Origin of the sequence: Vibrio neptunius, from assembly GCF_000967495.1 — a bacterium.
In the GTDB taxonomy this organism is placed as follows: Bacteria; Pseudomonadota; Gammaproteobacteria; order Enterobacterales; family Vibrionaceae; genus Vibrio; species Vibrio neptunius.
This window is the reverse complement of the sequence record NZ_JXXU01000018.1, coordinates 89544-113721: the sequence shown is the minus strand read 5'-3', so window position 1 is coordinate 113721 and position 24178 is coordinate 89544. Positions and strand designations below refer to the sequence as shown.

The following is a 24178-nucleotide window of genomic DNA, read 5'->3' as shown; positions in this document are numbered from 1 at the left end:
GGCTGAACCTTCGCTTTTTCAGGAGTTTATTCATGTTAAGTAAAAACAAACAAGGCGGCGCTGCTGCTATTGAGTATGCCATTCTGGCCGCTGCAATGTCTGTCGTTCTGCTCTCATTTGTTGGGGGTAGTGATGGCAAGTTGACCAAAGCCATTGTCGGTGCCTATGAAACAGTGATCGAATCACTGGAACAAACGCAGGATTCTGGTAATTAACCCGATAAGGCTGAAGGAGTAATCATGACGGCTAAGCGATTGATGTTGTTGTCTATCTTATTGTCCAGTGTAGGCATAGGATTATTGCTGCTTGGGCAAGACAACTCAGAGCATCAGGCGAAAGAGAAACCTGAGCAAGTGTTTCAGCGAGTGCTGGTTTCTGGTCAGGATATCAGTATCGGTGATATCTACACGCCCAATATGTTTCGTTGGCAATCTCTAAGCGAAGAGCAGCTTTTTGAATACATCGATTACGTGACGGAAGATGAAATCACCTCGATTAACTTGACCAGTGGTATTGCACATATTGCAATCAAACAGGGGCAAGTTATTGCGGCGGCTGATTTGATACCACCACAGGGTGGGGCTTCATTAGCTTTGAAAGTCAGATCTGGGTACAGAGCGGTATCGGTGCCGGTTGATCAGGTGACTGCCAATTCTGGCTTTGTTCAACCGGGCGACAAAGTCGATATTCTATTGTTGGGCTCTAAAGTCAGTGAGTTGAAAAAGTACGACAATGTGGTTGAAGGCCTCTACGTCAGCACAATCGCAACCAATGTCCGTATTCTTGCTTTCAATAATCTTTCATCATCGGAAGGTTTTCAGGAACAGCGACATGACTACGGGGCGAAAATACCGGATAACAGCTCTGTGTCACTGGAAGTGACACCCGAGCAAGCCACACAAATTGTGCTTGCCAACCAGTTAGGTCGCTTGACCCTTTCATTACGTGGTTCGGGTGAAACTGATGTTTCAATCCCGCCAAGCCACACCATTACAACGACTCAGCTCAATCCGCAAAGTAAATCCGTTGCGCCGGACGTAGACCTGATTCAGTTACGACCAAACAGCGACAAAAACTAACAACTTCAGGACGAAATAATGAACACAATACTGCGCTGGTGGAGCTTGTTGTTGCTTCCCGGTTGGCTTTTTGCGCTTCCAGCATCGGCAAATGCCCTCGAAGTGAACATCAATGAAGCGAAAATGATCCGTCTGTCAGAAAAGGCAAAGTCGATTTTCATTTCTAATACACACATTGCCGACTATCAACCTATGACTAATACCAAAATCATGGTGTTTGGTATGCAGGCGGGGACTGCCACGATCACGGTTCTCAATGAACAGGAGCGAGTGATCTACAGCAACAAAGTCCGCGTGGTCCACGACACGCAAGAACTGGATGAACTTATCAAAGCTCAGTTCCCAGATGCTTCGGTGAATTCTGAGTCATTGGGTGGCAAGCTGTGGCTTAAAGGGTCGGTGCCGACTCCGTCAATGGCGCATAGTATCGTTAATGTGGCGAAAGGGTATTTGTCACCAGTCGTTGCTCCGCAAGAGAGCAATAACAATGACTCTGCAAACAGCAGCAACTCATCAAAGAGCAATTCTGAGAATCAACAAAACGGCAATGGTGATGAGTTGATTAACCAGTTGGTGGTGACGATGCCAACGCAAGTCAACATCCGGATTCGTATTGCAGAAGTCTCGCGCAATGTTTCGAATAAACTCGGCATTAAGTGGGGCTCGCTGGTCACCAATGGCAACACGGTGGAAAACACCGTTGGCAGCTTTCTTTACAATAAACCTTGGGATGTAAGCAGTTGGGGTAAACCCAACTTAAGTGCGCTGGTTGATGCGCTAGCCTCTACTGGTGATATGTCGATTCTGGCGGAGCCAAACCTGACCGCCATGTCTGGTGAAGAAGCCAACTTCCTAGTCGGTGGCGAAGTCCCGATTCCTTTGATTCAAGGTGATACTGCAACGGTTGAGTACAAACCATTTGGTGTCAACTTGAACTTTAAGCCTGTGGTGCTTGGCCCAGATAGAATCAGCTTAAAAGTTGAACCTGAAGTCAGCAGTGTTTCTGTTGATAATCAAACGGTTCTTAACGGTAATGTGCTGCCTTCATTTACGTCACGCAGAGCATCAACAACAATTGAACTGGCTAGCGGGCAGAGCTTTGCTCTTGGCGGTTTACTGCAAAGCAGCGAAATTGAGCAACTGCAAAAACTGCCGGGCATGGGAGATATTCCCATCCTAGGTGGGCTGTTTCGTTCCAATGAATATCAGCGTCGTGAAACTGAACTGATCATTATTGCCACCGCTTATCTGGTCGAACCAACACGCAGCGACAACCTGCCGATCCCTACCGATGCGCTGATTCCACAAAGTGATCTTGAAAGGCTGCTGGCCCTGCCTGATGAGGATTTCGTCGGAACCAGTGGCAAAGCAACTTACACCGACAACCGCAAGCCGCGTTTACTGGGCGACAACGGATTTTATTATTGAGGTGCGCATGAAATTACAATCTTTACTTTTGCCTGTTTTGCTCGTCCTGAGTGGCTGTGCTTCGGATCAAATAGCGCGTCAACCTGCCATTGATGTGGTTTCGGTAACCAATAAGCTTACCCTTGCGGTCGAAAAGCCGTCGCTCACTCCGCAGCAGCAACAGGATATTCGAACCTTCATCGTTCAGCGTGGAAACCCTTATAGTCTCAGAGTGAAATTGGTGAGCTATTCGCCTAAAGGGCGGTCTCAGATTAAGTCTATTTCAGACCTGTTGCTCGGACAGGGACTTGCTAAGCACCAGATCATCACGGAACGCGCGACCGGCACGCAATCTGGTGATGTACAGATCATTGTGGAGTCGTTCCGTGCCAAAGTCCCTGGGTGCGGCACTGATAAAGCACAGCCAGTTATCTTCAACCAATATAAGACGCATCCGGCATACGGGTGCAGCAATGCTGCGGCTTTAGCGCAAATGGTCGCTAATCCGAAAGATTTGGTTGTGGGTGAAAAGCTCGGTCCAACCAATGGTGCAAAAGCCGTTGCAGCGATTGATGCCTATGTCACTCCAGCAAGCAGCAATGAAAGTAGTCAAGAGAACAGTTCTGTGATTTCGATTAATACGGGGGGTAATTAATGATGAAAAATCAGAACCTTTCGGTATTGGTGGCAAGCTCTCCGGCACTGGACAGCTATCATTTAAGCCTTGCATTCGCAGAACAAGGGATCACCCAGCTTACCCAGATTTCTTTAGATCGTGAGCAAATCATTAAGCAGGCATTGATCAATAATCACAGTGTGATTGCGCTGGATGTGATTGGTTTGCCAATCGAAGAAGCTCAGAGTTTAGTGAGTAACCTAGTTCATCGTACAGGTTGCAAGGTAGTCGCTATTGGTGATGATGAAAAGATTGCCTACTATCGCAGTTTGCTATCGGTGGGAGCCCTTGAATATTTGGTGAATCCGATTGCACCGGATGCATTGGTTTCTCTCGATTTTGGTCAAGAACACAATGGTAATCAAAGGGGCAAACGCATCTCTGTGGTGGGGACAAAAGGTGGCGTTGGTACTTCGACCATCGTTGCCAATCTGGCTCGCATGATGAACAGTCGGGGCCAGTCGACAGCGGTAGCAGACCTGGATTTTGCCTCAGGTGATCTGGACTTACATTTCGATGTCCAAGGTAATACGGCTCTGGTTGAAATGTTGCAATATCCAGAACGTCTTGAACCTGTGGTCTTTGAGCGAAGTGGTATTACGGTTCAGCCAGATTTAACCTTGTTTACTGGCTATTTGTCTTTGGATACGGACCCGTTTTGGCCAGACAAAAACGCGTTAGAGCATTTCAGTAAATACTGTCTGGATCACGCCGATAACCTCATCTTCGACATTCCCTCTTTCTCACTGAGAGATCAGGTGGGCATGAGCGTACTCAAAAGTGCAGATGTTCGAGTGATTGTGGTAGAACCCACTTTGCCGTCAATACGTAACGCTGGGCAAATCTTTAGCTTGCTTTCTACTGGCGATCCAACAGGCCACGCTAAGGAAAACCTGTTAGTGGTTAACCACACTAAATCGAACAAAGCGTCCTTAATTGCCTTGAATGATGTTCATCGAGCGCTCGGCGTTGATATTGATGTTGCAGTCCCTTTTGCACCGAATCACTTCTTAGCGAAAGGCTCTTTGGGGCAGTCGGCCATCAAAGGAAATCGTAAGGTCAGCCAGGCGTTTTCTGACTTAGCAGATAAAGTTGAAGGCACCCAGCCATCACGCTCACTTAGATTCTGGAAGCGAGGGGCCTGATGTTCAAGTCGACAAGAACTAAAGAGCCATTAACGGTCACTCACGCACGCAGTGCCGGAGCGCCATCATCGGATCCTATTCGTGAACATTATCACCTGATCCACTCTCAGGTGGTGAACGCGATTGAAGCGAGTGTGGTTATCAAGCTCAGTCCTCAGGAATTGGAAGCGAGAATTTTACTGCTGGTAACGGACGTGGTAGCGACTCATCAGCTGCCGCTGGGCAATCGTGAAGTCGCGCTAGTGGTTAAGCAGCTGGTGGATGAGCTACTGGGTTTAGGGCCTCTACAACCATTGATCGACGACCCTATGGTGAGCGACATCATGGTCAATGGACCCAATGAGGTTTACATCGAGAAATTGGGTAAGTTACAAAAGACGCCGGTCGAGTTTCGCAGTGAAGAGCAACTGCTTAATTTAGCTCGTCGAATCGTAAGCAAAGTTGGCCGTCGAATCGATGAAAGTTCACCACTGGTTGATGCGCGATTAGAAGACGGCAGCAGGGTCAATGTCATGATCCCTCCGCTTGCATTGGATGGCACGTGTATTTCCATTCGTAAATTCAATCAGGAAAAACTGTCTCTCAATCAGATGGCGCAAAATGGCGCCATGTCAGACAGCATGGTGCGCCTACTGGATATCATTGTTCGTTGTCGGTTGAACGTTTTGATTGCGGGCGGTACTGGCGCAGGTAAAACGACGCTGCTCAATGCGATGTCATTCAGTATTTCACCTCATGAGCGAATCATCACCATTGAGGACGCTGCGGAGCTTCAACTTCAACAGCCGCATGTCGTTCGAGCTGAAACCAGACCCGCAAACGCAGAAGGGCTGACGGCTGTCAGTCAGCGAGAGCTGGTTAAGAATGCGTTAAGGATGCGTCCAGATCGGATCATACTCGGCGAAGTACGTGGTGATGAAGCCTTTGAAATGATGCAGGCCATGAACACTGGCCATGAAGGTTCTTTGTCGACCTTACATGCTAACTCGTCTTTAGATGCCTTGGTTCGAATTGAAAACATGTTGATGATGGCGCAATCTACCTTGCCATTGTTTGCCTTACGTCGACAGGTTGCTGATACGATTGATGTAGTGGTGCAGGTTGAGAGAATGCGTGATGGCAAGCGTCGGGTTGTTGCCATTACAGAGGTTATTGGCTTGGAAGGTGAGCAGTATGTCACCCATGATCTCTACCGCTTTGAGGTTCAGGGCGAAGATCATCAGGGCCAGCTACTAGGGCAATTTATGAGCGCCAAAAGTTTGCCTGCTTTTGCATCCAAGGCGCAATACTATCAACTTGATAGCCAATTACGGTCGGCTATGGAGCTCGACCTATGATCCTTGCTCTGGTCGCGATATGGTGCCTGACTATAGCGGTTTCTCTTCATTACGTTGGCCAGCGTCGCAATGTGAAGCGACGTCTGTCGAAATATGTCCCGCACACGGGCGCTAGCCATTTAGGCTCGATTGTTAAATCGCGTCGGTCTGGTGGGACAGTCCGCGAGTTCTGGTCTCGTACAGATGCTTTGTTGCCAAGCCAGGACAAGGTCCTACTTGCTTTTTCAGCATTCGCTTTACCGTTTGGCACGATATTCTGGTTGCAAGCACTGGCATGGTATTGGCAAACCGCTGTAGCTTTGGTGTGCTTTGGTCTCTTATTTTGTTCGCTTTTTGTTATACGTCGCAAAAAGCAAATTGAAGAGTTTGATACCAATATCGTCAAGGTGTTGGGACTTGTCAGTCGTGCGGTGTCTGCCGGACTTTCTGTTCCTCAAGCTATCGAACAAGTATCGAATTCGCAAACCGGGTTATTGGGGCGGGAATTTGCGCTTATCACAGACAACTTGGCGCTAGGGATTTCACTGCGTCAAACCCTTGATGAAGCCTGTACTCGCCTTCCTTACCGTACGTTTCGTTACTTTTCCGTCGCTCTTGTATTGAATCAAAGTAACGGTGGTCAGCTGAGGGAGATCCTCCACAATCTGAGTCGTACCATGCATGACAATAAAGCCATGCTCAAGAAGGTAAAAAGCATGACTGCGGAGCCAAGAATGACGGCAAAGTTTCTTTCCTTACTACCCTTGATGCTGGTGGCTGTAGTGGCATGGATCGATGTATCGCTGTTTGAGCTATTGGTTTATACCGAAAGTGGTCAATCGATTCTGATTTACTGTACAGCCAGTATTGCATTTGGTGGCTTTACGCTTCACTCACTGACCAAAAATAGGAAGTTCTCATGATGGCTATGGCAGCGACCTTGTTTATTGTGGTGGGCGTCATTAGCTCCGTCATTTGCTTTCAGCTTGCACGTCAGCAAGACATTATTCATCGCCGTTTGAAGCAGGTCAGTGTTTCGACACTGCACACTCGCTCACTTGGTGAAAAGTGGCGATGGAAGTCTAACCCTGCCCGTCAAAAGCAATTGGCACTCATTGGCTTTGGTCAAAGTCATGCAGAGACCCAGTTTGTGTTGATTCGTTTTACCTTGATGCTTTGTGGCGCAGGTGTGTGGCATTTTGCTCGCGCTTTAGGTTGGTCAGCTGCGGATATTGCTCAGGACATAGCAGTGGCTATCGCTTGTGGTATTGCGGTTGATCGACTGCTTGAATGGCGTGTTAACCAAATTCGTCAGGAAATTTCCAAATTGGCTCCCGATGCCCTCGATCTTATGGTGGTTTGTGTGGCTTCTGGGTTGACACTGGAGAACACTTTTCGTGTTGTCGGTGAAGAAATGACGTCAGTTTCTCCTGCCCTTGCCCGAGAATGGACACTGACTGCGACGGAAATGTCAGTATTGGATTCTCCGCAGCAAGCTTTGATCAATCTGGATCAGAGATTGGAATTGCCAGATATCAACAACATGGTTGTGACCATGTCTCAGGCGCTTCAGTTTGGTACGCCTCTCTCGCAGGCATTGAGTCTGATTGCGTCCGATAGCCGTCAATACCAGTTGCTTGATCTTGAAGAGTGGGTAGGAAAAATCCCGGCCAAAATGTCTTTCCCACTTGTGGTGTTCATTATGCTTCCGGTCGTGGTCATGATTGTCGCCCCTGTTGTTCTTAGCCTGTTTAATACTCTGGACACATTATGATTAAACCAATCATTATTGCCTGCTTCTGTCTTTCGGTTCTTGGTTGTCAGTCTACCGACAATCAGGTTGAGAAATCTGACTTTCAATTGGCGCAAACCGCCCTGACAAACGGTCATGCTGATAATGCGCTCAGTATTTACAAGAAGAAACTGGAGAATAATCCAGACGATCCTCAGCTTTTATTTCTGGCGGGCAGCGCCAGCAATCAGGCCGCGCGTTACGATGAGGCTCTGCATTACCTGACTAAGGGCAGGTCACTGAATCCTTCCCCTGAGTTTGAACGTGAATTGGGTCGTGCGCATTTAGCCTTAGGCAATGTTCGTTTAGCGACAGATTCATTGCGCAGAGCAGTGGAAGAAAATGACCAAGACGAAGTGGCGCTGAACAGTCTCGGTGTGAGCTACTCATTGCAAAAAAACTTTCGAGAAGCTCGTGAGGCATTTCAGCAGGCGATTAACATCAGACCGGACAGTCTAGAGTACCGAAACAACCTCGCACTAAGCTGGATGCTCGATGGTCAACCAGAGCAAAGTATTCGGATTCTTTACCCTATTTACCAACGTGGAGAAGCGACCACTAAATTACGGCTTAATTTGGCATTATCTTATGCATTGCAAGGTGAGGTCGATGCGGCGCGAATGATCGCAATGGGCGATCTGACCAAAGCGGAGTTAGAGAACAACCTAGCGTATTACCAGCACCTTGCTGAGCAGGGAGCTGGCACATGGCGATGAAACGTCATTCTGGGAGCCAGACGATAGAGTTTGCCATGGTCATTGTTCCACTGATGATTGTGCTGTTGGCGACATTTGAATTCGTTCGTTTGATGTGGGTCACCATGATCTTTGAATCTGCCGTCAATGCTGCGGTGAGGGAGACCAGAACGCTGCCACCTTCGACGATGTTAGATAATCAAATCCGCGATCGCATCGCGTCGTTTCCATTGCTCGATCTGGAGAAGATTGACATTGATCCGCCGCGTTATAGCGATAGCGTCCAGTCTTTAGCTGTGGGGAGAAAGGTCACGCCTTTAAGTGCAGTGATGACTGAGTATCAAATCCATTACCGATTTACCTTTTTATTGGTGCCAGCCCTGTCTGAAACGTTTCCTTCGGTGGCGTCTTTAAGTCGAACCGTATTGGTGAGTCACGATGCGTAGTGTTTCAAAGCAGAATGGCGCAGCCGTGATTGAATTTCCGTTTGTTGTGCTTGGTATATTGACCATCGTTTTGGGGTTGTTTGCGGTGTACAAACTGCTCTACCTCCAGAGTCGTATTGACAACACCACATATTCGATGGCGAGCGCTGCTGCAAGAGCCTTAGTGCCGCAAGGTAGCGCCAAATCCTATGACGATGCGAGTGCTAATCAGTTGTTGAGTGTCGCACAACGCGCTTTACCCTCAGGCTTTGAAGCAGAACGTATCGGGCTTGTGCTTGAAATTCGAACCGTGACGGCTGGGCGAACAGAGCTTATCACCCAAAAAGTAGGCAGTGATTGCGAAGTGGAACAAACGATAGATTCTCTGTCTTTATTCGCTCCGGTTAGCCGAAGCTCGGTCGCCTCGTTACATGGCAAAACGGCGAACTTGTATCAAGTCACACTGTGTGTCTCTAAGCCGTTGGAGTCGGATAGTGCCATTTTCCACTGGCTGCCGTTACCGCTTCCAAAGTCGATGCGCAGTCAAGCTGTCATTATTGGGAGGCGCTACAGTGCTTAAGCCACAAACAGGTTCCGTCTCCTTAGCCTTTCTCGCCCTGCTGATTCCTTTGGTGGTGTTGTCTGCCGCGACCATCATGATTGGTTTTCAGGTCCAGCTAAGCAGTCGTGCAATGCAAGCCGTGGACGCGGCCTCTTTGGCGTGCGCCTTTTCTGATTACTCAGATCCGGGCGTTAATCAGGCGTATTTAGACTATTACCAGCCCAATATAAAACTGGTGAAAAGCGAAATATTCAGTACTTCTGATTGTGAGATCAATATGGGGTATTCGTTAACGGGGCTTTTCTCATCATTGAAGTTTGCTCAGGCTTCGTATTCTGCGCAGTCAAATTCCGTTGCGCAGGCGAATGTTAATCAGTCATCCAGTGTGACTCCCACCGAAATGACCCTAGTGTTGGATATTTCCAGTTCCATGACGGGCTCAATCGAAACGTTGAAGCGTATTCTCATCCGAGCAATTGAGCGTATTGAGCGAGACAATGTGCAAATCGATGGAAGGCGAGCAATCAGTATTTCTATTGTGCCTTTTTCTGATGGTGTCTCCGCTCGCAACACCGCTTGGCTGGAAGAGAAAGGCGTGTTCTGTATCGATGGGCTAACCAAACAAGCGGGTGGCTCAGTATTGGTGAATGAAACGGTTCAAAACCTAGATAGGATCCATTCCGAGAAAGCGGTGAGTCATCGTAAGCCGGGTGAGTTTCTCGCGGATTGCAGTGCTTCAGCCACGCTGGTCTCGCTTACCGATGATATGAACGAAGTAAAAACAGCCATCAATGCTCTGACTACGACAGGTGGTACACGCTCGTATCAAGGCGTCATTTGGGGGGCTCGTCAGCTGATTCCAAGATGGCGCCAAGAATGGGGATACAACCCTTATTCGCTCACACCTAAGCAAAAGCTGATTCTGATGACCGACGGAGTCGACAGTGGCTATGTACTGGATGACCTGATTGAAGCTGGCCTTTGTGACCGTTTAGCCAATGAATTTGCTATTGAGCTCAATTTTATTGGTTTCAATGTACAAGAAAGCCGCTTAGCTCAGTTTCAGAGCTGCATCAACGCCGCAAACACAGAAGGTATCAAGGGGCAGGTTTTCTCTGCAACCAACACCGAGAAACTCGATGAGTACTTTTCAAAGATATTGGAAGTTCAGTATGACACCACGCTTAACTTCGGACAGAAATAAAACCACAAAATTAGGGAGAAAATAATGATTAAACAATTGGTTGTGTTATTCGCTTTATGCACTTCTTTCTCTGCATCTGCGTTTAAAGAAGGGGACACCATCACAGATTCAGCATCAACAGGACTTAAGCTGGATCAAAGCCAGCTAACGATAGTGGATTTCTTTGCAGAGTGGTGTGTTTCATGTCGCCATGAGTTGCCTTTGGTTAATCAGCTCTACAGTGAGCTAGAAGGGACAGGCGTGACGGTTGTCGGCGTAGATGTTGATGAAGAGGTCGAAGTGGGCCTTGAGTTTCAAAAATCGCTGGGTTTGACCTTCCCTGTCATTAACGATCCCAAGCAACAGTTGATCGCCGAGTTTAAGCCGATCGGTATGCCGGCGCTCTACTACATCTATCAGGGGCAAGTGCTGAAAGTTCGGTTTGGTGCCATCAATGATATTCGGACGGTTATTCTGGCGGATCTGGCAGATATGGGAGTTCAACTATGAAGCCAGTTGTTCTCATCGTTGCCCTCTGCTTTCCTGCGTTGAGCGTTGCAGCCCCAAAAGTGGATTTAAGTCAGCTAGGGAAAAAGCCTTCTCAAGCTCCGGAAACCTCGGTCAGTGGTTCCAGCATTGAAGAAGAGGTGATTTCTGGACAGGTTTACACCAGTGGCAGTTCAGAAATTGGTGCTCGTCGCAACGTTGAATTAGTCAAACCCCAAGTTAAGGATTTAACGTTGGAGAAACCGAAAGCCGTCGTAAATGAAAAGTCGGCCCTCGCTTTTGTCGATGAGGCTCTAGGCATTGAGCCAGTTAAACCGTGGGAAAAAGGCACCTTAGCTAAGAAAGAGATGAAACCCGGAGGGCCGGTGCCTGAGTTCGACTTATTTTCAGAGAAAGTCTTCTCATACAAGCAAGGTTCAGTGGGTGGCAGTGGCGTCGGTGGCGGCGGCTGTGGTTGCAACTAAATATTAAAAATTAATTACAATGAAAAAACTACCTTTAACGTTGCTCAGTGCAGCGGCAGTGGCGAATAGTGCGCTGGCAGAAGATCATATCTCTGTTCATTATCTAAATTACGAAGAGTACGACGACAAAGTGGAAGCTGGCGATAGCGTGGTTTCCATAGAAAAGAGTTTTGGTCTTGATTGGACTATAAATCTTGAATTAGGTTACGACACTGTGTCGGGCGCGTCACCGTCCTGGGGGCCAACCACCCCCGTTGGCAGCACTGCGGATGCGGTCAATCGGGCGACAAAAACTCAGCAAGCGCAAAATATGACGGATCAGGTCATTCGTGCTGGCTACGATCCCCACAGCAGTGGTTACAAAATTCAGAAATATGAGTTGGAAGATACTCGTAAATCAATCAATGGCAGTGCCACCTATCGAGATGAGCTACGAAACGAGTGGACCTTCGGCGCCAACTTTTCCAAAGAAGAGGATTATCGCAGTATTGGTTTAAATGGTAAGGGGCTGATTTACGCTGATTCACAGAAGAACCGCTCATACAGCCTAGGTTTCTCCACCCTGTTTGACGAAACGATGACGTTTGGCAAGTATCAAACCTCGACCAATCCGCAATCTTGGGAAGACATCTTTACGGGGAATGTTGAGGCAGGCCTCTCACAAACCTTCACGCCAAATTATTACATGGTCTTCACCGGCTATGCAGGTTATCGCTCTGGCTATCTGAGCAATCACTATCTGACGGTATTGCGTGAGGTGGATATTGATGGCGATGGTTCGATTGGTACTGACGAAGTCTTTCTTGGTCAGGATTCACGCCCGGATACTCGTTTGTCAGGTGGCGTGAATATTCAGGCGTTCTGGTCCATGTCGGAAACTCTAGTAGTTCGTCCTCGCTACAAATGGTTTCAGGATGACTGGGGAGTGGCCTCTCATCAGCTTGGAGGTAAACTTTCTTGGACAGTCAATAACTGGTTAACTTTAGCGCCGGGTTATTTTTGGTATACCCAAAGTGCAGCTGACTTCTACCGTGATCCGAATGGCAACGATCCTACGTTTGCATCGTCAGGTTATGCAACCTCTGATTTACGTCTTGGTGATTTTACGGCCAATGCCTATGAATTAGGTGCAAGCGTTAAAGTGCACAAGAAGTTGCGTTTCAATCTGCTTGGTGCTTACTACGAGCAATCCAATGGCTTTGAAGCGCAGTGGTGGGCAGTAGGGGCAACCTATGAGTTTTAATTTGCCTTTTGTTCACCGATTTAAGGCGATGACGGTTCCTTGTGAAGTTCTGCTGTATCACTCAGAGAAAGCCGCTGATGTGGCGGCTTTGATTGAGTCTAACACTCTGAGATTAGAGAAGAAGTTTAACTTTTATGATGGCCACTCGTGGCTTAATCGGCAAGTGAACCGACGTCAGTCATCATCTGTGGTTTTGGATGATGAAAGCTACGCTGTATTTGAAGTTTTGAAGCGTTTGGTTGAGGGCACGAAAGGTGTTTTTGACCCAACAGTAGGTACGCTAAAGTCAATGATGGAAAGCACGCCTCAATGGGACAGAACCACGGCTTATGAAAGTGCTAAGCCGTTTATGGGCGTTGATGCTTGGTCGCTATCTGACAAAACACTCTCTATCCCTCATGCCGAGACTCAATTTGATTTGGGCGGTGTGATTAAAGAGTTTGCGGTCGATCAGGCGGTGATGCTCGCAGAGAAATTTGGTGTTTCCTCAGCGCTGGTGAATTTTGGGGGAGACATTCGAGCTCTCGGTGCGAAACCAGATGGATCCCCTTTTAATGTGGCGGTACTTAATCCGAAGAATAAGCACGAGCCATTTTTCTCAGTGCCATTGGCGAATGCCGCATTGACGACGTCAGCTCATTACGAGCGAAGCTTCCAATTTGGTGATGAGGAAAGTTCACATATATTGTCGCAACGTGGCACACATCCCCAAGTGCTTTCGGTCAGCGTCTTAGCGCCAACGACGCTGGAAGCAGGGGCACTCAGTACCGCATTGACTCTAGAACCGACTTTACCCGTCCCAGAGCAAGTTGGCGTCGTGTTTATCGACGATCAATTAGCTATTCATCAAGACACGGAGTTTGTAGCGTGATCAGAATTTTCATCTGGCCTTTTTTACTCTTTATCTCTGCCTTTGCGTCTGCACAGGATCCTGACTTTTTGCCTGTGGAAGAAGCATTTCCTTACCAGTGGTCGGTCAGTGAGCAAGGCGTGCAGATCCATTTCGCAACTCAGCCTGAATATTATCTCTATAAAGGTCGATTTAAGTTTTCAGCAGATAGCGGCATCGAGTTAACTGAGCCTCAATTTTCTTCACCGGGCAAACAGAAACAAGATAAGTACTTTGGTGAAGTCGTCGTTTTCGATAAGCCAGTAACCGTGCTGGTGCCTTATGGTGGCGAAGGTCAACTCAACGTTCGTTATCAAGGTTGTTCAGAAAAAGGTCTGTGCTACTTACCTCAGACGATCAAACTCGACTTGCCCGCCAATACACTGAATGACAGCAACTCCTCAATTTGGGATAAAGTGGGGGGTTTGGCAGAAGACACAGCGGGCTTGTCTGAGCTATTAGGGAGTGCGTCCAAAACTCAGGCTCTCCTCATCTTTTTCCTACTTGGCTTAGGGTTGTCACTAACACCCTGCGTGCTGCCTATGGTGCCTATTTTGTCGAGCATCATTGGTGGCGACGCCAAAATGACAGGTCGAAAAGGTCTAACTCTATCGACTTCCTATGTGTTGGGAATGGCTTCCAGTTATGCGCTAACAGGGGTATTGGTCACGACGCTGGCCAAAGGCGTTAACCTGCAAGCGGCGATGCAGCAGCCTTGGTTGCTATCGATATTTTCGCTGGTGTTTGTCTTGCTTGCTTTAGCGATGTTTGGCTTTTATGAACTGCAGTTACCCGCATCCATTCAACAGAAACTGAATGCAAGCTCAGACAAATTGGGCGGCGGCAAAGTAGCAAGTGTGTTCGTGATGGGCGCAGTGTCGGCCCTCGTCGTGTCACCCTGCGTGAGTGCGCCATTGGCGGGGGCATTACTCTATGTTTCCACCACGCAAGATTGGGTTTTGGGCGGCGTTACTCTTTTTGTGATGGCATTGGGTATGGGTGTACCACTGATTCTGATTGGCATGAGTGGTGGTAAGCTGCTCCCTAAAAGCGGCCCTTGGATGATTGCCGTGAAGCAATTGTTTGGTGTGTTATTGCTGGCGGTTGCGATTGTGTTGTTAGGCCGTTTCATTCCTAGTTGGTTGATGATGCTCTTGTGGGCGGTACTTGCCATTGGAAGTGGTATTCATTTTGGTGCGCTGGATTCAGCGCAACCCGGTTGGGCGAGGACCCGTAAACTGGCCGCATTTATGTCTCTGTTCTACGGATTGATCTTATTTGTCGGCATGTTGACAGGGTCAAATGATCCTCTTAAGCCACTTAATGTTGTACAGACTAGTTCAGACAAGCCAGCCGAAGTTTTGCCATTTGAGAAAATCAGCTCTGTTGAAGTCTTGGATCAACAATTAGCATTGGCGAAGCAGCAGGGTAAACCAGTACTAGTCGACCTTTATGCGGACTGGTGTGTCTCGTGTAAGGTCATTGAGAAAGAAGTGTTTGGCGATCAATCTGTACAGAATAAGTTTGCTGACTGGAATACGATCAAGTTTGATGTCACAGCGAGTAATCCTGAGCAGATGGCGTGGCTGGCAGAGCGCAATGTGTTTGGTCCACCGGCGATATTTTTCTTTGATAGCAAAGGTGCTGAAATTGCTCAGCAGAGAATTGTCGGGGCCACAGGGCTTGAGCATTTTCAATCTGTGATGACCCAATTGCAGTAATTAACACAAGGCGGCATTAATGTCGCCTTTTTCTTATGCGCGTTATGGATGTGCTAGCCAAGACATTGGTGTCGAATCTGGCTACTATACTTATGGGCAAAGAGTAACCAGTCAGGTGATAATGGCACATGGAAGGCGTCGTAGATCTTAATCGTTGGCAAAAAGAACACATCAAGACTCAGCAAGAGTTACTTCATCTTTACGCTGAAGTCAGAGCTTTTTATATGAGTGAGCCATTTTCTGGCTACAACGTGCGGATGAAAAGGCTCAAGATCCTCAAACAAGCTTTACTTGAACATAAACAAGAGTTGGTTGAAGCTCTGCAAAAGGATTATGGTTCTCGTAGCCGTTTTGATAGCATGATTTGCGACCTCTTACCTGCGGTTTCTCATATCAATTACACGATCAAGCACCTGAAGAAATGGATGAAACCAAGTCGACGTAAAGCGGGGCTGTTGCTCTCTCCTTCGTCAATCTCGGTCGAGTATCAACCACTTGGCGTGGTCGGAGTGATCGTGCCTTGGAATTTTCCAATAGTGCTGAGCATTGCGCCTATCGTGACGGCGATTGCAGCGGGAAACCGAGTGATGGTCAAGCTGAGCGAACATACTCATCACACCAACCAGGTACTGAGCCAGATCTTATCTTGCTTGGACAGACACATTTACCCCATTGAGGGCGAAGCGGATATCGCCAGCTATTTTTCTCAGCTGCCATTTGATCATCTTATCTTTACGGGATCGACGCCAGTAGGGAAGCTAGTTGCTCAAGCTGCTGCGAAAAACCTTACCCCAGTAACGTTGGAGCTAGGTGGTAAGTCGCCTGTCCTGATAGACAATGATATTGATCTTCGCGCCGCCGTTGACGCGGTGTTACTTGGCAAGTCAGTCAATGCCGGGCAAATTTGTGTTGCGCCAGACTACGTTCTGCTGCCTCAAGGAAAAGAGCTGTTATTCATCAATCTGTACCTCAAACGCTATAAATCACTGTACATCGAAGGCAACAAAGCGCCAACGGTCACTCACATTATTAATGAACGGCAGTACGACCGCCTTTACAACATGTTAGAGGATGCACAAGGCAGAGGTGCGAGCATATACAGCATAGAGGATGTCACCTTGGAGGGGCGTCAAATGCTGCCTCATTTAATAACGGGTGTGACAGAAAACATGCAGGTGATGCAGGAAGAGATATTCGGGCCGCTGCTTCCCGTGATTGGCTATCGTCATTTGAATGAAGCACTCAATTACATTAATGCCAAACCTAGACCACTGGCATTGTATCTGATGTCGACGGATCGCACGCTTCAGCGACAAATTATCGAGCAGACCCACAGCGGTGGGGTCGCCATTAACGATACTTTGTTACATGTGGCGGCTGAAGATGCTCCCTTTGGTGGAATAGGGGAGTCGGGTATTGGTCATTATCATGGCTTCGAAGGTTTTCAGACTTTCACTAAAGCAAAAACGGTGTTAGCTTCTCCGGCTTGGCTGCCAAGAAGCCGCTTGGTGTTGCGATTCAGGAATTTGACTGAAAAAGTGTTAAGCCGACTCTTTATCCGCTAAGCGAGCATCAAAGTAGTGCTTCACAAAACTGATGAATTCGCGTAGCCGCTTAGGCTGAAAACGATCTCTATGATAGATGGCCGAAAAATCGACGCTTGGAATGCCCCAATGGTCAAATACTTCGACTAGCTTTCCGCTCGCTAACTCTTGTTCACAGTAAATCATCGGCACACGTATGATGCCGTTGCCGTTGAGTGCGCCTTTCACCAACACACGGCCATTTTTGCATTGCATGTGCCCATTGACGAAGACATCGTAGTGTTGCGCATCCGCTTTACTTTCAAAGTTCCACCTTTTGACCGAACCCGTTAAGCAATGATGCTGAGTGAGCTCTTTAGGGTGATTAGGCTGACCATATCGTTTTAGGTAGTCAGGGCTGGCCAGAGTCCCCATTTGGATATCTAGCAACTTTCGGGCAACGAACCCTGAGTCTTCAAGCTTACCCATACGAAAGGCAATATCGAAGTCATCTTCAATCAAATCTACTCGATGGCTACTGAAGTCTAGATGGATACTGACATCGGAGTAGACACGCATAAACTCCGTTGCAATTTGAGCGATCAGTTCTTCGCCGAGATAGCCGCCCACGCAATTAATCTTTATTTCGCCTTGTACTTTTTCTACGTCATCCACGGCAGCCAATAACGCCTGATCAATATTATGCAACGCTTTCTCACATTGCTGGTAAAAGGCTTTCCCTGCTTCAGTGAGTTTGAGTGTGCGTGTGGTTCGGATCAGTAGTGTTACGCCTATTTGGTTTTCAAGACTGCTTATCTGACGTGATACGTGCGAGCGCGACACACCCAGCGCTTCTGCAGCTTTGGTAAAGTTCCCCAATTGTGCGATGAGAACGAAAGAGCGGATGTCCGCGAGATTAATCTGGTTGAGCACAATGGATATCCAATCAAGTTGAGTTTTGATTATTGTTGCACTACAGCAACAGTGTTTCAACTAGAGTGATATATATCAACAAAAACGATTGACGTAATATACCTCCATCGCAGCGAAAAAGAGCTGCTACTGAACAACTACAGAGGAAATAAAGATGAAAAAACTAATCGTAATAACAGGTGCAAGTTCTGGTATTGGTGAAGCCATTGCTCGTCGTCTAAGCAATGAAGGTCATCCTCTGCTTCTGCTTGCTCGTCGCGTAGAACGTCTTGAAGCCCTAGATCTGCCAAACACGCTATGCGAAAAAGTAGATGTCACAGACAAAGCGTCATTTGAAGCAGCGATTGCCAAAGCAGAGGCGCAATTTGGCCCGGTAGATGGTTTAGTAAACAACGCTGGTGTGATGTTGTTAGGCCAGATTGATACACAAGACACAGTTGAATGGAAACGTATGTTTGATGTCAACGTACTTGGTCTACTGAATGGTATGCAATCGGTACTGGCACCTATGATGGAGCGCAACAGCGGCACTATTATCAATGTCAGCTCGATCGCAGGTAAGAAAACCTTCCCGAATCATGCTGCTTACTGCGGTACTAAATTTGCCGTTCACGCAATCTCTGAAAACGTACGTGAAGAAGTGGCTGCATCAAATGTTCGTGTGACGACGATTGCACCGGGGGCGGTAGAGACAGAATTGCTTTCTCACACTACTTCTCAGGAAATCAAAGATGGTTACGACGACTGGAAAGTTGATATGGGCGGCGTATTGGCTGCTGATGATGTCGCTCGTGCGGTAGAGTTTGCTTACAATCAACCTCAAAACGTCTGTATTCGTGAAATTGCATTGGCTCCAACTAAGCAACAGCCTTAATCACTGTGTTATTGGAATAAGCTCAGCGAATACTGACCTTTTTCTGCTCTAGCGTTATCGATTGAAAAAAAAACGTCAACCTTTTGGTTGACGTTTTGTTTATCTACACTTTGAAGAAGTCTAGCTGCTGTTTTTGTTTCTCAGCTAACGTAGACAGCTCGTGACTGGCGGCAGCGGCTTGTGTAATCCCAGTGACGTTTTGACTCACCAGTTCATAGATGTTGCTTAGATTGTTGTTGACGTCGGATGTGACTTGGCCTTGTTCCTCAGAAGCGACGGCGACTTGAGCATTAATACTCGTCAATTCAGAAATGGATGCACTGATGTGCCCGAGCGCCTCGCTCACTTTGTTCGCTTGTGTCTGATTCTGAGCAATCATATCTAGGCTTGAGTTCATGCTATCGTTGGCAACGCTAGACTGATTCTGCAAATCTTCAATGATGATCTGAATTTCCTTGGTCGATTCTTGTGTTCGAGCTGCCAACATACGTACTTCATCAGCAACAACTGCAAATCCACGTCCACTTTCCCCTGCGCGAGCGGCTTCAATAGCCGCATTCAGTGCGAGTAAGTTAGTTTGCTCTGAGATGCTTTCTATTACTTCAATGACCTTACCAATTTGCTCTGACTGCTCTTTTAAGGAGTTGACCACCTCAGCGGCTTGAGAAAGGTGTTGAGCCATCTTTTTACTGGCGCGCGTGTTTTGTTCAAATGTCTCCAAACTGTCACGAGCTAGCTTATCTGCATTATTGGAAGCCGCATCAGCATTGTTGGCATTCTGAGTGACTTCCATCGCGGTGCTTTCCATCTGATTGATGGCTGACGCAACTTGTTCTACCTCATTCTTTTCCTGATCGGAGTTGATACTTGATTGCGTCATCACCGCGGCTAATTCAGTGGAAGCGGATGCGACATCAACACTGATTCGGACCAGTGAGTCGACCGTATTCTGTAATTGTCCTATTGTGCTATTGAAATCACGAGATAAGGCCGAGATTTCGTTGTTGCCTTCTTCTTCGACGGAAACCAATAAGTTGCCTTGAGCGAGCTCCTTCATAGCTTGCTGCAACTTTTTAATCGGTGTCACTATGATACCTGCTAGCATCCAGCTAATGGCCAACGCTGCGGCCAGAACTAATAAAAGCCCGACGATGCCACTATTCATCACATTAGAGTGGATGGTCTCGTTAGCGTTCACTTCATCCAATGCCAGTGTGTTGAGCTTCTTAGATAGGTTATCAATGGCCTTAACCATCTGGTTGCCTGCGGTGCGGTAGTCGCTTGCTGCTCTCTCATATTGGGTCTCAAACCCTAGCGGTGGGTTGCTGTCGCCGTGACGCATATTGAGTAAAGGAATCATTACGTTAATAGAGTAGTTTACGTAATGATCGATTGCGGCGTTCATATCTGCAACTTCTTGCTCCAAACCTTCTACTTTACTCAGAGAGCGCAGTAATTGACGGTTTTCTTGTTGCTTGCTTTGCAAATGTGTCGCCAGCTGTTTGACATCTTCTGCACGAAATAAACTATAGATAGCTTTGATGCGCATGCCATAAGTGTTATCGATGATTTGTGTCAGTTCATCCTTATTATTGATGAGATTCTCCGTAGAGACGGTGACTTGCTTAAAGGCTTCTTTTAGGTTGGTTGTGCTGTAACCTATCCCGGCCACTAGTAGTAGCAATGTGAATATGACAGGAACCACTACTTGGAGCTTAATAGAAAGCCCGCTGAGCAATTGGCGCATCGATTGTCCTCTTTTATTGATGTTGGTGAGTTGTATATTGTCGTTTTTATAATTAGGAGGGACGATTCTAGTTTTTCTCAAATATAATTCAATCTGGAATTTGATTATTTTATGAAATTATCGTTAGTCAAGTTAGGAATCAATTTTCTTTTTAATTCATAGAGTTATAACTCTAAATCTGTAGTCTGATCGTTAAGCTACGCCGCCTTGTTTCATTATTGTTCGACCTATCAATCACTTCCGATAAAACATGCTCATTAAATCTTATCTGTCATACAGGCTTCAACGAAGTGAAACACAAATGTCATATTCGAGTCCTAAAGTGAGCATCGTTCAAGTGAAACACAACGGCAATAATGCCCACTAAGGAAATTGTGATGAAAAAGACAATTATCGGTGCAATCGCACTTCTAGGCGCAATGACAGTAACTTCAGTTTCTGCCAAAGAAACTATCTCTGCAGTGGGCTCTAGCAGCGTAACTCCACTGATGGAAGTTTTCTCTGAAACATACATGAAGAACAACTCGAGCGTATTTATCGAAGTTCAAGGGCCTGGTTCTTCTGCTGGCGTAAAAGCGGCCAAAAACGGATCAGCTGACTTAGGTATGTCTTCTCGTAACCTGAAAGATTCTGAAAAAGAACCAGCTCTAAAAGAGCTTACGATTGCATTAGACGGTATTGCAGTCGTCGTTAACCCTAAAAATGACCTACAAGCACTGACGGCTGAACAAGTGACATCGATTTACAAAGGCGAGATCACTAACTGGAAAGACGTCGGCGGTGCAGATAAGCCAATCGTTGCTATCACTCGTGATACGGCATCTGGAACTCGCGGTGCATTTGAAGACATCATGAAACTGAAGAAGAAAATTTCTGGTAAGAAAGTCTCCGCTATCTCTCAACGTGCTCAAGTTGCCAATGGTAACGGTGCACTGAAAACTATGGTGGCATCTAACCCATACGCGATTGGTTATATCTCTCTTGGCACAGTAGACAATTCTGTTCATGCACTTCCTATCGATGGTGTTAAGGCAAACGTAGACAATGTGAAGAACGGTTCTTATAAAGTTGCTCGTCCATTCCTTGTTCTTTACAAAGACGGCAAGCCATCTGCTGAAACTCAGAAATTCCTAGATTGGATGGTGTCTAATGAAGCGCAATCTCTTGTAGACAGCAAAGGCTACATTTCAGTTAACTAATCATTAGTAATACTCTTTAATTGCTCAGCCCACCTTGGGCTGAGCCTTTTCTTGACTTCAAGCGAACGCAGTTCGTGAGAAAGGTAAGAACTCTATGACCATCGCAACAAATAGTGACGAGCTTATGAATACTGAAGCGACTCAAGTTTCTAAGCCGAGTTTACGTGCAAGCAAGCGTGTTGACTGGAAAGAACGAATTTTCCATGGCTTATTCCTTACCAGTGCTGTTATTGGCATTGTATCTCTGGCGGTCATCGCCTATTTTATCGTTAAAGAATCTATCCCTGCATTTCAGGAAGTAGGGGTTTCTGGAATTGTCTTAGGCCAAGACTGGCTGCCACCTGCACTTTACGGTGTAGCAACTATGATTGTTGCTTCTGTCGTCTCGACGTTTGGAGCAGTCATCGTTGGGGTTCCAGTTGGCGTGCTTACCGCTATCTTCATTGCTGAAGTGGCCCCCAAGCGTTTGGCTGACATTATTCGACCAGCTGTAGAGTTGTTAGCAGGTATCCCATCAGTGGTTTATGGCTTCTTTGGCCTGGTCATCATCGTTCCGTTGATTCAGGACGTGTTTGAAGTACCAGCAGGTAACACCATTTTGGCTGGTATCATCGTGCTGGGCGTGATGATTCTTCCGACGGTTATTACCGTTTCAGAAACCTCAATTCGTGCGGTACCGCGCACATACAAAGAGGGCTCACTAGCTCTGGGCGCATCAAAAATCTTCACTATCTTTAAACTGCTTGTTCCGGCGGCACGCTCGGGCATCATGACAGGGGTGATTCTGGGTATTGGCCGAGCTCTTGGAGAAACGATGGCAATTATCATGGTGATGGGTAATGCGCCAGCCATGCCTCAGGGCATTCTCGACTCTGCTCGGACGCTCACCGCAAATATCGCTATTGAAATGTCTTACGCAAGCGGTGTGCACGCTAATGCACTCTATGCTACAGGTGTAGTTCTACTCGTGTTTATCATGATGCTGAACGCAGCACTGCTCTATCTCAACCGTGAAAAAGCGAAGTAAACTGGCTCGAAGGTGATGACTATGGATCGCGCAAAATTAAAGAAAGCACGCCAGTTTAAAGACAATATCTTTAGTGGCTTTATTTGGGCAGCAGCGGCATTGACGGTAGGTTTTTTGTTCTGGATTATCTGGTACATCCTATCGAATGGTTTGCAGCATGTTGACTGGGACTTTATTACTGACAACTACACTCGTACTGGCGAAGAGCATGGCATCTTCCCAATGATTGTAGCGACTATTTACATGGTAATCGCGTCAATTGCTGTGGCAGCTCCACTGGGTATTATGACGGCAATTTATCTTACCGAGTACGCGAAAGTGGGCAGTAAACTTGTCAAAGTTATCCGATTCTGTACTGAGTCATTGGCGGGTATCCCATCAATTATTTTCGGTCTGTTTGGTATGACTTTCTTCGTGGCAATCTTAGGTTTGGGTTTCTCGATTCTTTCGGGGGCATTGACACTAAGTATTCTCATTCTCCCAGTGATAATCCGGACTACGGAAGAAGCACTGATGGCAGTGCCACAAACGTATCGTGAGGGCTCATATGGTTTGGGCGCTTCAAAAATTTACACCATCTGGCGTTTGATTTTGCCTAGTGCAATGCCAGGTATCTTAACCTCGGTCATTCTTAGTATTGGTCGTGTAATAGGTGAATCTGCCCCTGTCTTTCTGACTGCGGGTATGGTGGCTCGTATACCTGATTCTTTACTTGATTCAGGTCGAACGCTAACCGTTCACCTATATAAGCTAACTACAGAGCTTTTCACTATTGAAGAGTGGAATCAAGCTTATGGTACAGCTACCGTGCTGATTGTCGTTGTTCTCTTGATCAACATGATCACCAAGCTAATCGCAAGCCGTTTCAACACTGCGAATTATTAATCTGCGACTTTAACTGCAACAAGCACAGACACGAATTTAAGATTGAAGAGATAGAGACAATGAACAAATTTGATATTGAAAACCTAGATCTGTTTTATGGCGAAAATCAAGCACTGAAAGCGATTAATTTGCCGATTCCCGTACGTCAGGTAACGGCACTTATTGGACCGTCAGGCTGTGGGAAATCTACGCTATTGCGTTGCCTTAACCGTATGAATGATCTAATTGAAGGGGTAAAGATTACAGGTAAGTTGGATATGGACGGCACGGACATTTATGGAAATATAGATGTCGCTGATCTACGGATTAAAGTGGGCATGGTGTTCCAAAAGCCTAATCCATTCCCGATGAGCATCTATGAAAATGTCGCATATGGCCTGCGAGCTCAGGGTATTAAAGACAAGAAACACATTGATGAAGTCGTTGAGCGCTCACTGCGCAGCGCAGCACTTTGGGATGAAGTAAAAGATCGCTTGAAGTCACATGCGTTTGGTCTTTCGGGTGGTCAGCAGCAGCGTTTGTGTATTGCTCGCACTATTGCCATGGAACCAGATGTCATCTTGATGGATGAACCAACGTCTGCCCTTGACCCAATCGCAACCCATAAGATTGAAGAGCTGATGGAAGAGCTGAAGAAAAATTACACGATCGTTATTGTGACTCACTCTATGCAGCAAGCACGCCGTATCTCTGACCGCACGGCTTTCTTCTTAATGGGTGAGCTCGTTGAACATGATGCTACTCAGGTTATTTTTAGCGAACCCAAAGATGACCGTACCAAGGGATACGTAAATGGTGATTTTGGTTAATCACTCTACTGTTTTATTGGCATTATCACTATAACAATAAGCGATGGTACTTTGCCCCTCCTAATGAGGGGCTTTTT

The 24178-nt window shown here is 46.8% G+C and carries 25 protein-coding genes; 23 read left to right on the top strand and 2 right to left on the bottom strand.

Going from position 1 to position 24178, the window contains the following annotated elements; all coding sequences use genetic code 11:
• Positions 1–32: 32 nt before the first annotated feature.
• The 18 genes from TW84_RS07045 to TW84_RS06960 all read left to right on the top strand — a co-directional run bounded on the left by TW84_RS07045 (position 33) and on the right by TW84_RS06960 (position 16669).
• On the top strand, positions 33–215 hold the full coding sequence (locus TW84_RS07045) for a Flp family type IVb pilin (protein ID WP_045974948.1): 183 nt from the start codon (positions 33–35) through the stop codon (positions 213–215).
• Between the two features lie 24 nt (positions 216–239).
• Entirely contained in the window at positions 240–1079 is an 840-nt protein-coding gene (gene cpaB / locus TW84_RS07040) for a Flp pilus assembly protein CpaB (protein WP_045974947.1), read from the top strand.
• Between the two features lie 18 nt (positions 1080–1097).
• Entirely contained in the window at positions 1098–2507 is a 1410-nt protein-coding gene (locus TW84_RS07035; protein WP_045974946.1) for a type II and III secretion system protein family protein, read from the top strand.
• A gap of 7 nt (positions 2508–2514) precedes the next feature.
• Positions 2515–3141: a CpaD family pilus assembly lipoprotein gene (locus tag TW84_RS07030; protein WP_045974945.1), complete on the top strand. Its 627-nt coding sequence runs from the start codon at positions 2515–2517 to the stop codon at positions 3139–3141.
• A complete protein-coding gene (locus TW84_RS07025; protein WP_205622471.1) occupies positions 3141–4307 on the top strand; it encodes a CpaE/TadZ family protein in 1167 nt (388 codons plus the stop codon). The genes TW84_RS07030 and TW84_RS07025 overlap by 1 nt, the downstream gene beginning before the upstream one ends.
• The gene (locus TW84_RS07020; RefSeq protein ID WP_045974943.1) at positions 4307–5644 is read left to right on the top strand and encodes a TadA family conjugal transfer-associated ATPase; all 1338 of its coding nucleotides are present in this window, start codon (positions 4307–4309) and stop codon (positions 5642–5644) included. The genes TW84_RS07025 and TW84_RS07020 overlap by 1 nt, the downstream gene beginning before the upstream one ends.
• Entirely contained in the window at positions 5641–6546 is a 906-nt protein-coding gene (locus TW84_RS07015) for a type II secretion system F family protein (protein WP_045974942.1), read from the top strand. Before TW84_RS07020 ends, TW84_RS07015 begins: the two co-directional genes overlap by 4 nt.
• Positions 6543–7397 (top strand): type II secretion system F family protein, encoded by an 855-nt coding sequence (locus TW84_RS07010; protein ID WP_045974941.1) that lies wholly within the window; start codon positions 6543–6545, stop codon positions 7395–7397. Before TW84_RS07015 ends, TW84_RS07010 begins: the two co-directional genes overlap by 4 nt.
• Positions 7394–8131 (top strand): tetratricopeptide repeat protein, encoded by a 738-nt coding sequence (locus TW84_RS07005; RefSeq protein ID WP_045974940.1) that lies wholly within the window; start codon positions 7394–7396, stop codon positions 8129–8131. Before TW84_RS07010 ends, TW84_RS07005 begins: the two co-directional genes overlap by 4 nt.
• Positions 8122–8556: a TadE family protein gene (locus TW84_RS07000; protein WP_052707893.1), complete on the top strand. Its 435-nt coding sequence runs from the start codon at positions 8122–8124 to the stop codon at positions 8554–8556. The genes TW84_RS07005 and TW84_RS07000 overlap by 10 nt, the downstream gene beginning before the upstream one ends.
• The gene (gene tadF, locus TW84_RS06995) at positions 8549–9115 is read left to right on the top strand and encodes a tight adherence pilus pseudopilin TadF (RefSeq protein WP_045974939.1); all 567 of its coding nucleotides are present in this window, start codon (positions 8549–8551) and stop codon (positions 9113–9115) included. Before TW84_RS07000 ends, tadF begins: the two co-directional genes overlap by 8 nt.
• On the top strand, positions 9108–10301 hold the full coding sequence (locus TW84_RS06990) for a Tad domain-containing protein (protein WP_045974938.1): 1194 nt from the start codon (positions 9108–9110) through the stop codon (positions 10299–10301). The genes tadF and TW84_RS06990 overlap by 8 nt, the downstream gene beginning before the upstream one ends.
• Positions 10302–10325: 24 nt before the next feature.
• Positions 10326–10790, top strand: coding sequence for a TlpA family protein disulfide reductase (locus TW84_RS06985; RefSeq protein WP_045974937.1), 465 nt, complete (start codon positions 10326–10328; stop codon positions 10788–10790).
• Complete coding sequence (locus TW84_RS06980; protein ID WP_045974936.1) at positions 10787–11251, top strand: DUF4266 domain-containing protein; 465 nt, start codon at positions 10787–10789, stop codon at positions 11249–11251. The genes TW84_RS06985 and TW84_RS06980 overlap by 4 nt, the downstream gene beginning before the upstream one ends.
• 19 nt (positions 11252–11270) lie before the next feature.
• On the top strand, positions 11271–12494 hold the full coding sequence (locus tag TW84_RS06975; protein ID WP_045974935.1) for a DUF3570 domain-containing protein: 1224 nt from the start codon (positions 11271–11273) through the stop codon (positions 12492–12494).
• Positions 12484–13365 (top strand): FAD:protein FMN transferase, encoded by an 882-nt coding sequence (locus TW84_RS06970; RefSeq protein ID WP_045974934.1) that lies wholly within the window; start codon positions 12484–12486, stop codon positions 13363–13365. Before TW84_RS06975 ends, TW84_RS06970 begins: the two co-directional genes overlap by 11 nt.
• Positions 13365–15104: a protein-disulfide reductase DsbD gene (gene dsbD, locus TW84_RS06965; protein ID WP_045974972.1), complete on the top strand. Its 1740-nt coding sequence runs from the start codon at positions 13365–13367 to the stop codon at positions 15102–15104. Before TW84_RS06970 ends, dsbD begins: the two co-directional genes overlap by 1 nt.
• 128 nt (positions 15105–15232) lie before the next feature.
• Positions 15233–16669 (top strand): coniferyl aldehyde dehydrogenase, encoded by a 1437-nt coding sequence (locus TW84_RS06960; protein ID WP_045974933.1) that lies wholly within the window; start codon positions 15233–15235, stop codon positions 16667–16669.
• On the opposite strand, the gene TW84_RS06955 is transcribed toward TW84_RS06960, so the two are convergent.
• Positions 16646–17560 (bottom strand): LysR family transcriptional regulator, encoded by a 915-nt coding sequence (locus TW84_RS06955; RefSeq protein ID WP_045974932.1) that lies wholly within the window; start codon positions 17558–17560, stop codon positions 16646–16648. The two genes, TW84_RS06960 and TW84_RS06955, sit on opposite strands and share 24 nt — an antisense overlap.
• Before the next feature lie 154 nt (positions 17561–17714).
• On the opposite strand from TW84_RS06955, the gene TW84_RS06950 reads away from it, so the two are divergent.
• On the top strand, positions 17715–18434 hold the full coding sequence (locus TW84_RS06950; RefSeq protein ID WP_045974931.1) for an SDR family oxidoreductase: 720 nt from the start codon (positions 17715–17717) through the stop codon (positions 18432–18434).
• Positions 18435–18537: 103 nt separating this feature from the next.
• On the opposite strand, the gene TW84_RS06945 is transcribed toward TW84_RS06950, so the two are convergent.
• Positions 18538–20181, bottom strand: coding sequence for a methyl-accepting chemotaxis protein (locus TW84_RS06945; RefSeq protein WP_045974930.1), 1644 nt, complete (start codon positions 20179–20181; stop codon positions 18538–18540).
• A 377-nt stretch (positions 20182–20558) separates the two neighbouring features.
• Here TW84_RS06945 and TW84_RS06940 point away from each other — a divergent pair, with 377 nt between their 5' ends.
• From TW84_RS06940 to pstB, 4 genes are all read left to right on the top strand, one after another.
• Complete coding sequence (locus TW84_RS06940) at positions 20559–21380, top strand: phosphate ABC transporter substrate-binding protein (RefSeq protein ID WP_045974929.1); 822 nt, start codon at positions 20559–20561, stop codon at positions 21378–21380.
• Between the two features lie 94 nt (positions 21381–21474).
• A complete protein-coding gene (gene pstC / locus TW84_RS06935; RefSeq protein WP_045974928.1) occupies positions 21475–22407 on the top strand; it encodes a phosphate ABC transporter permease subunit PstC in 933 nt (310 codons plus the stop codon).
• 21 nt (positions 22408–22428) lie between these two features.
• On the top strand, positions 22429–23292 hold the full coding sequence (gene pstA / locus TW84_RS06930; RefSeq protein ID WP_045974927.1) for a phosphate ABC transporter permease PstA: 864 nt from the start codon (positions 22429–22431) through the stop codon (positions 23290–23292).
• Between the two features lie 59 nt (positions 23293–23351).
• Positions 23352–24101 (top strand): phosphate ABC transporter ATP-binding protein PstB, encoded by a 750-nt coding sequence (pstB, locus tag TW84_RS06925; RefSeq protein ID WP_045974926.1) that lies wholly within the window; start codon positions 23352–23354, stop codon positions 24099–24101.
• Positions 24102–24178 lie beyond the last annotated feature (77 nt).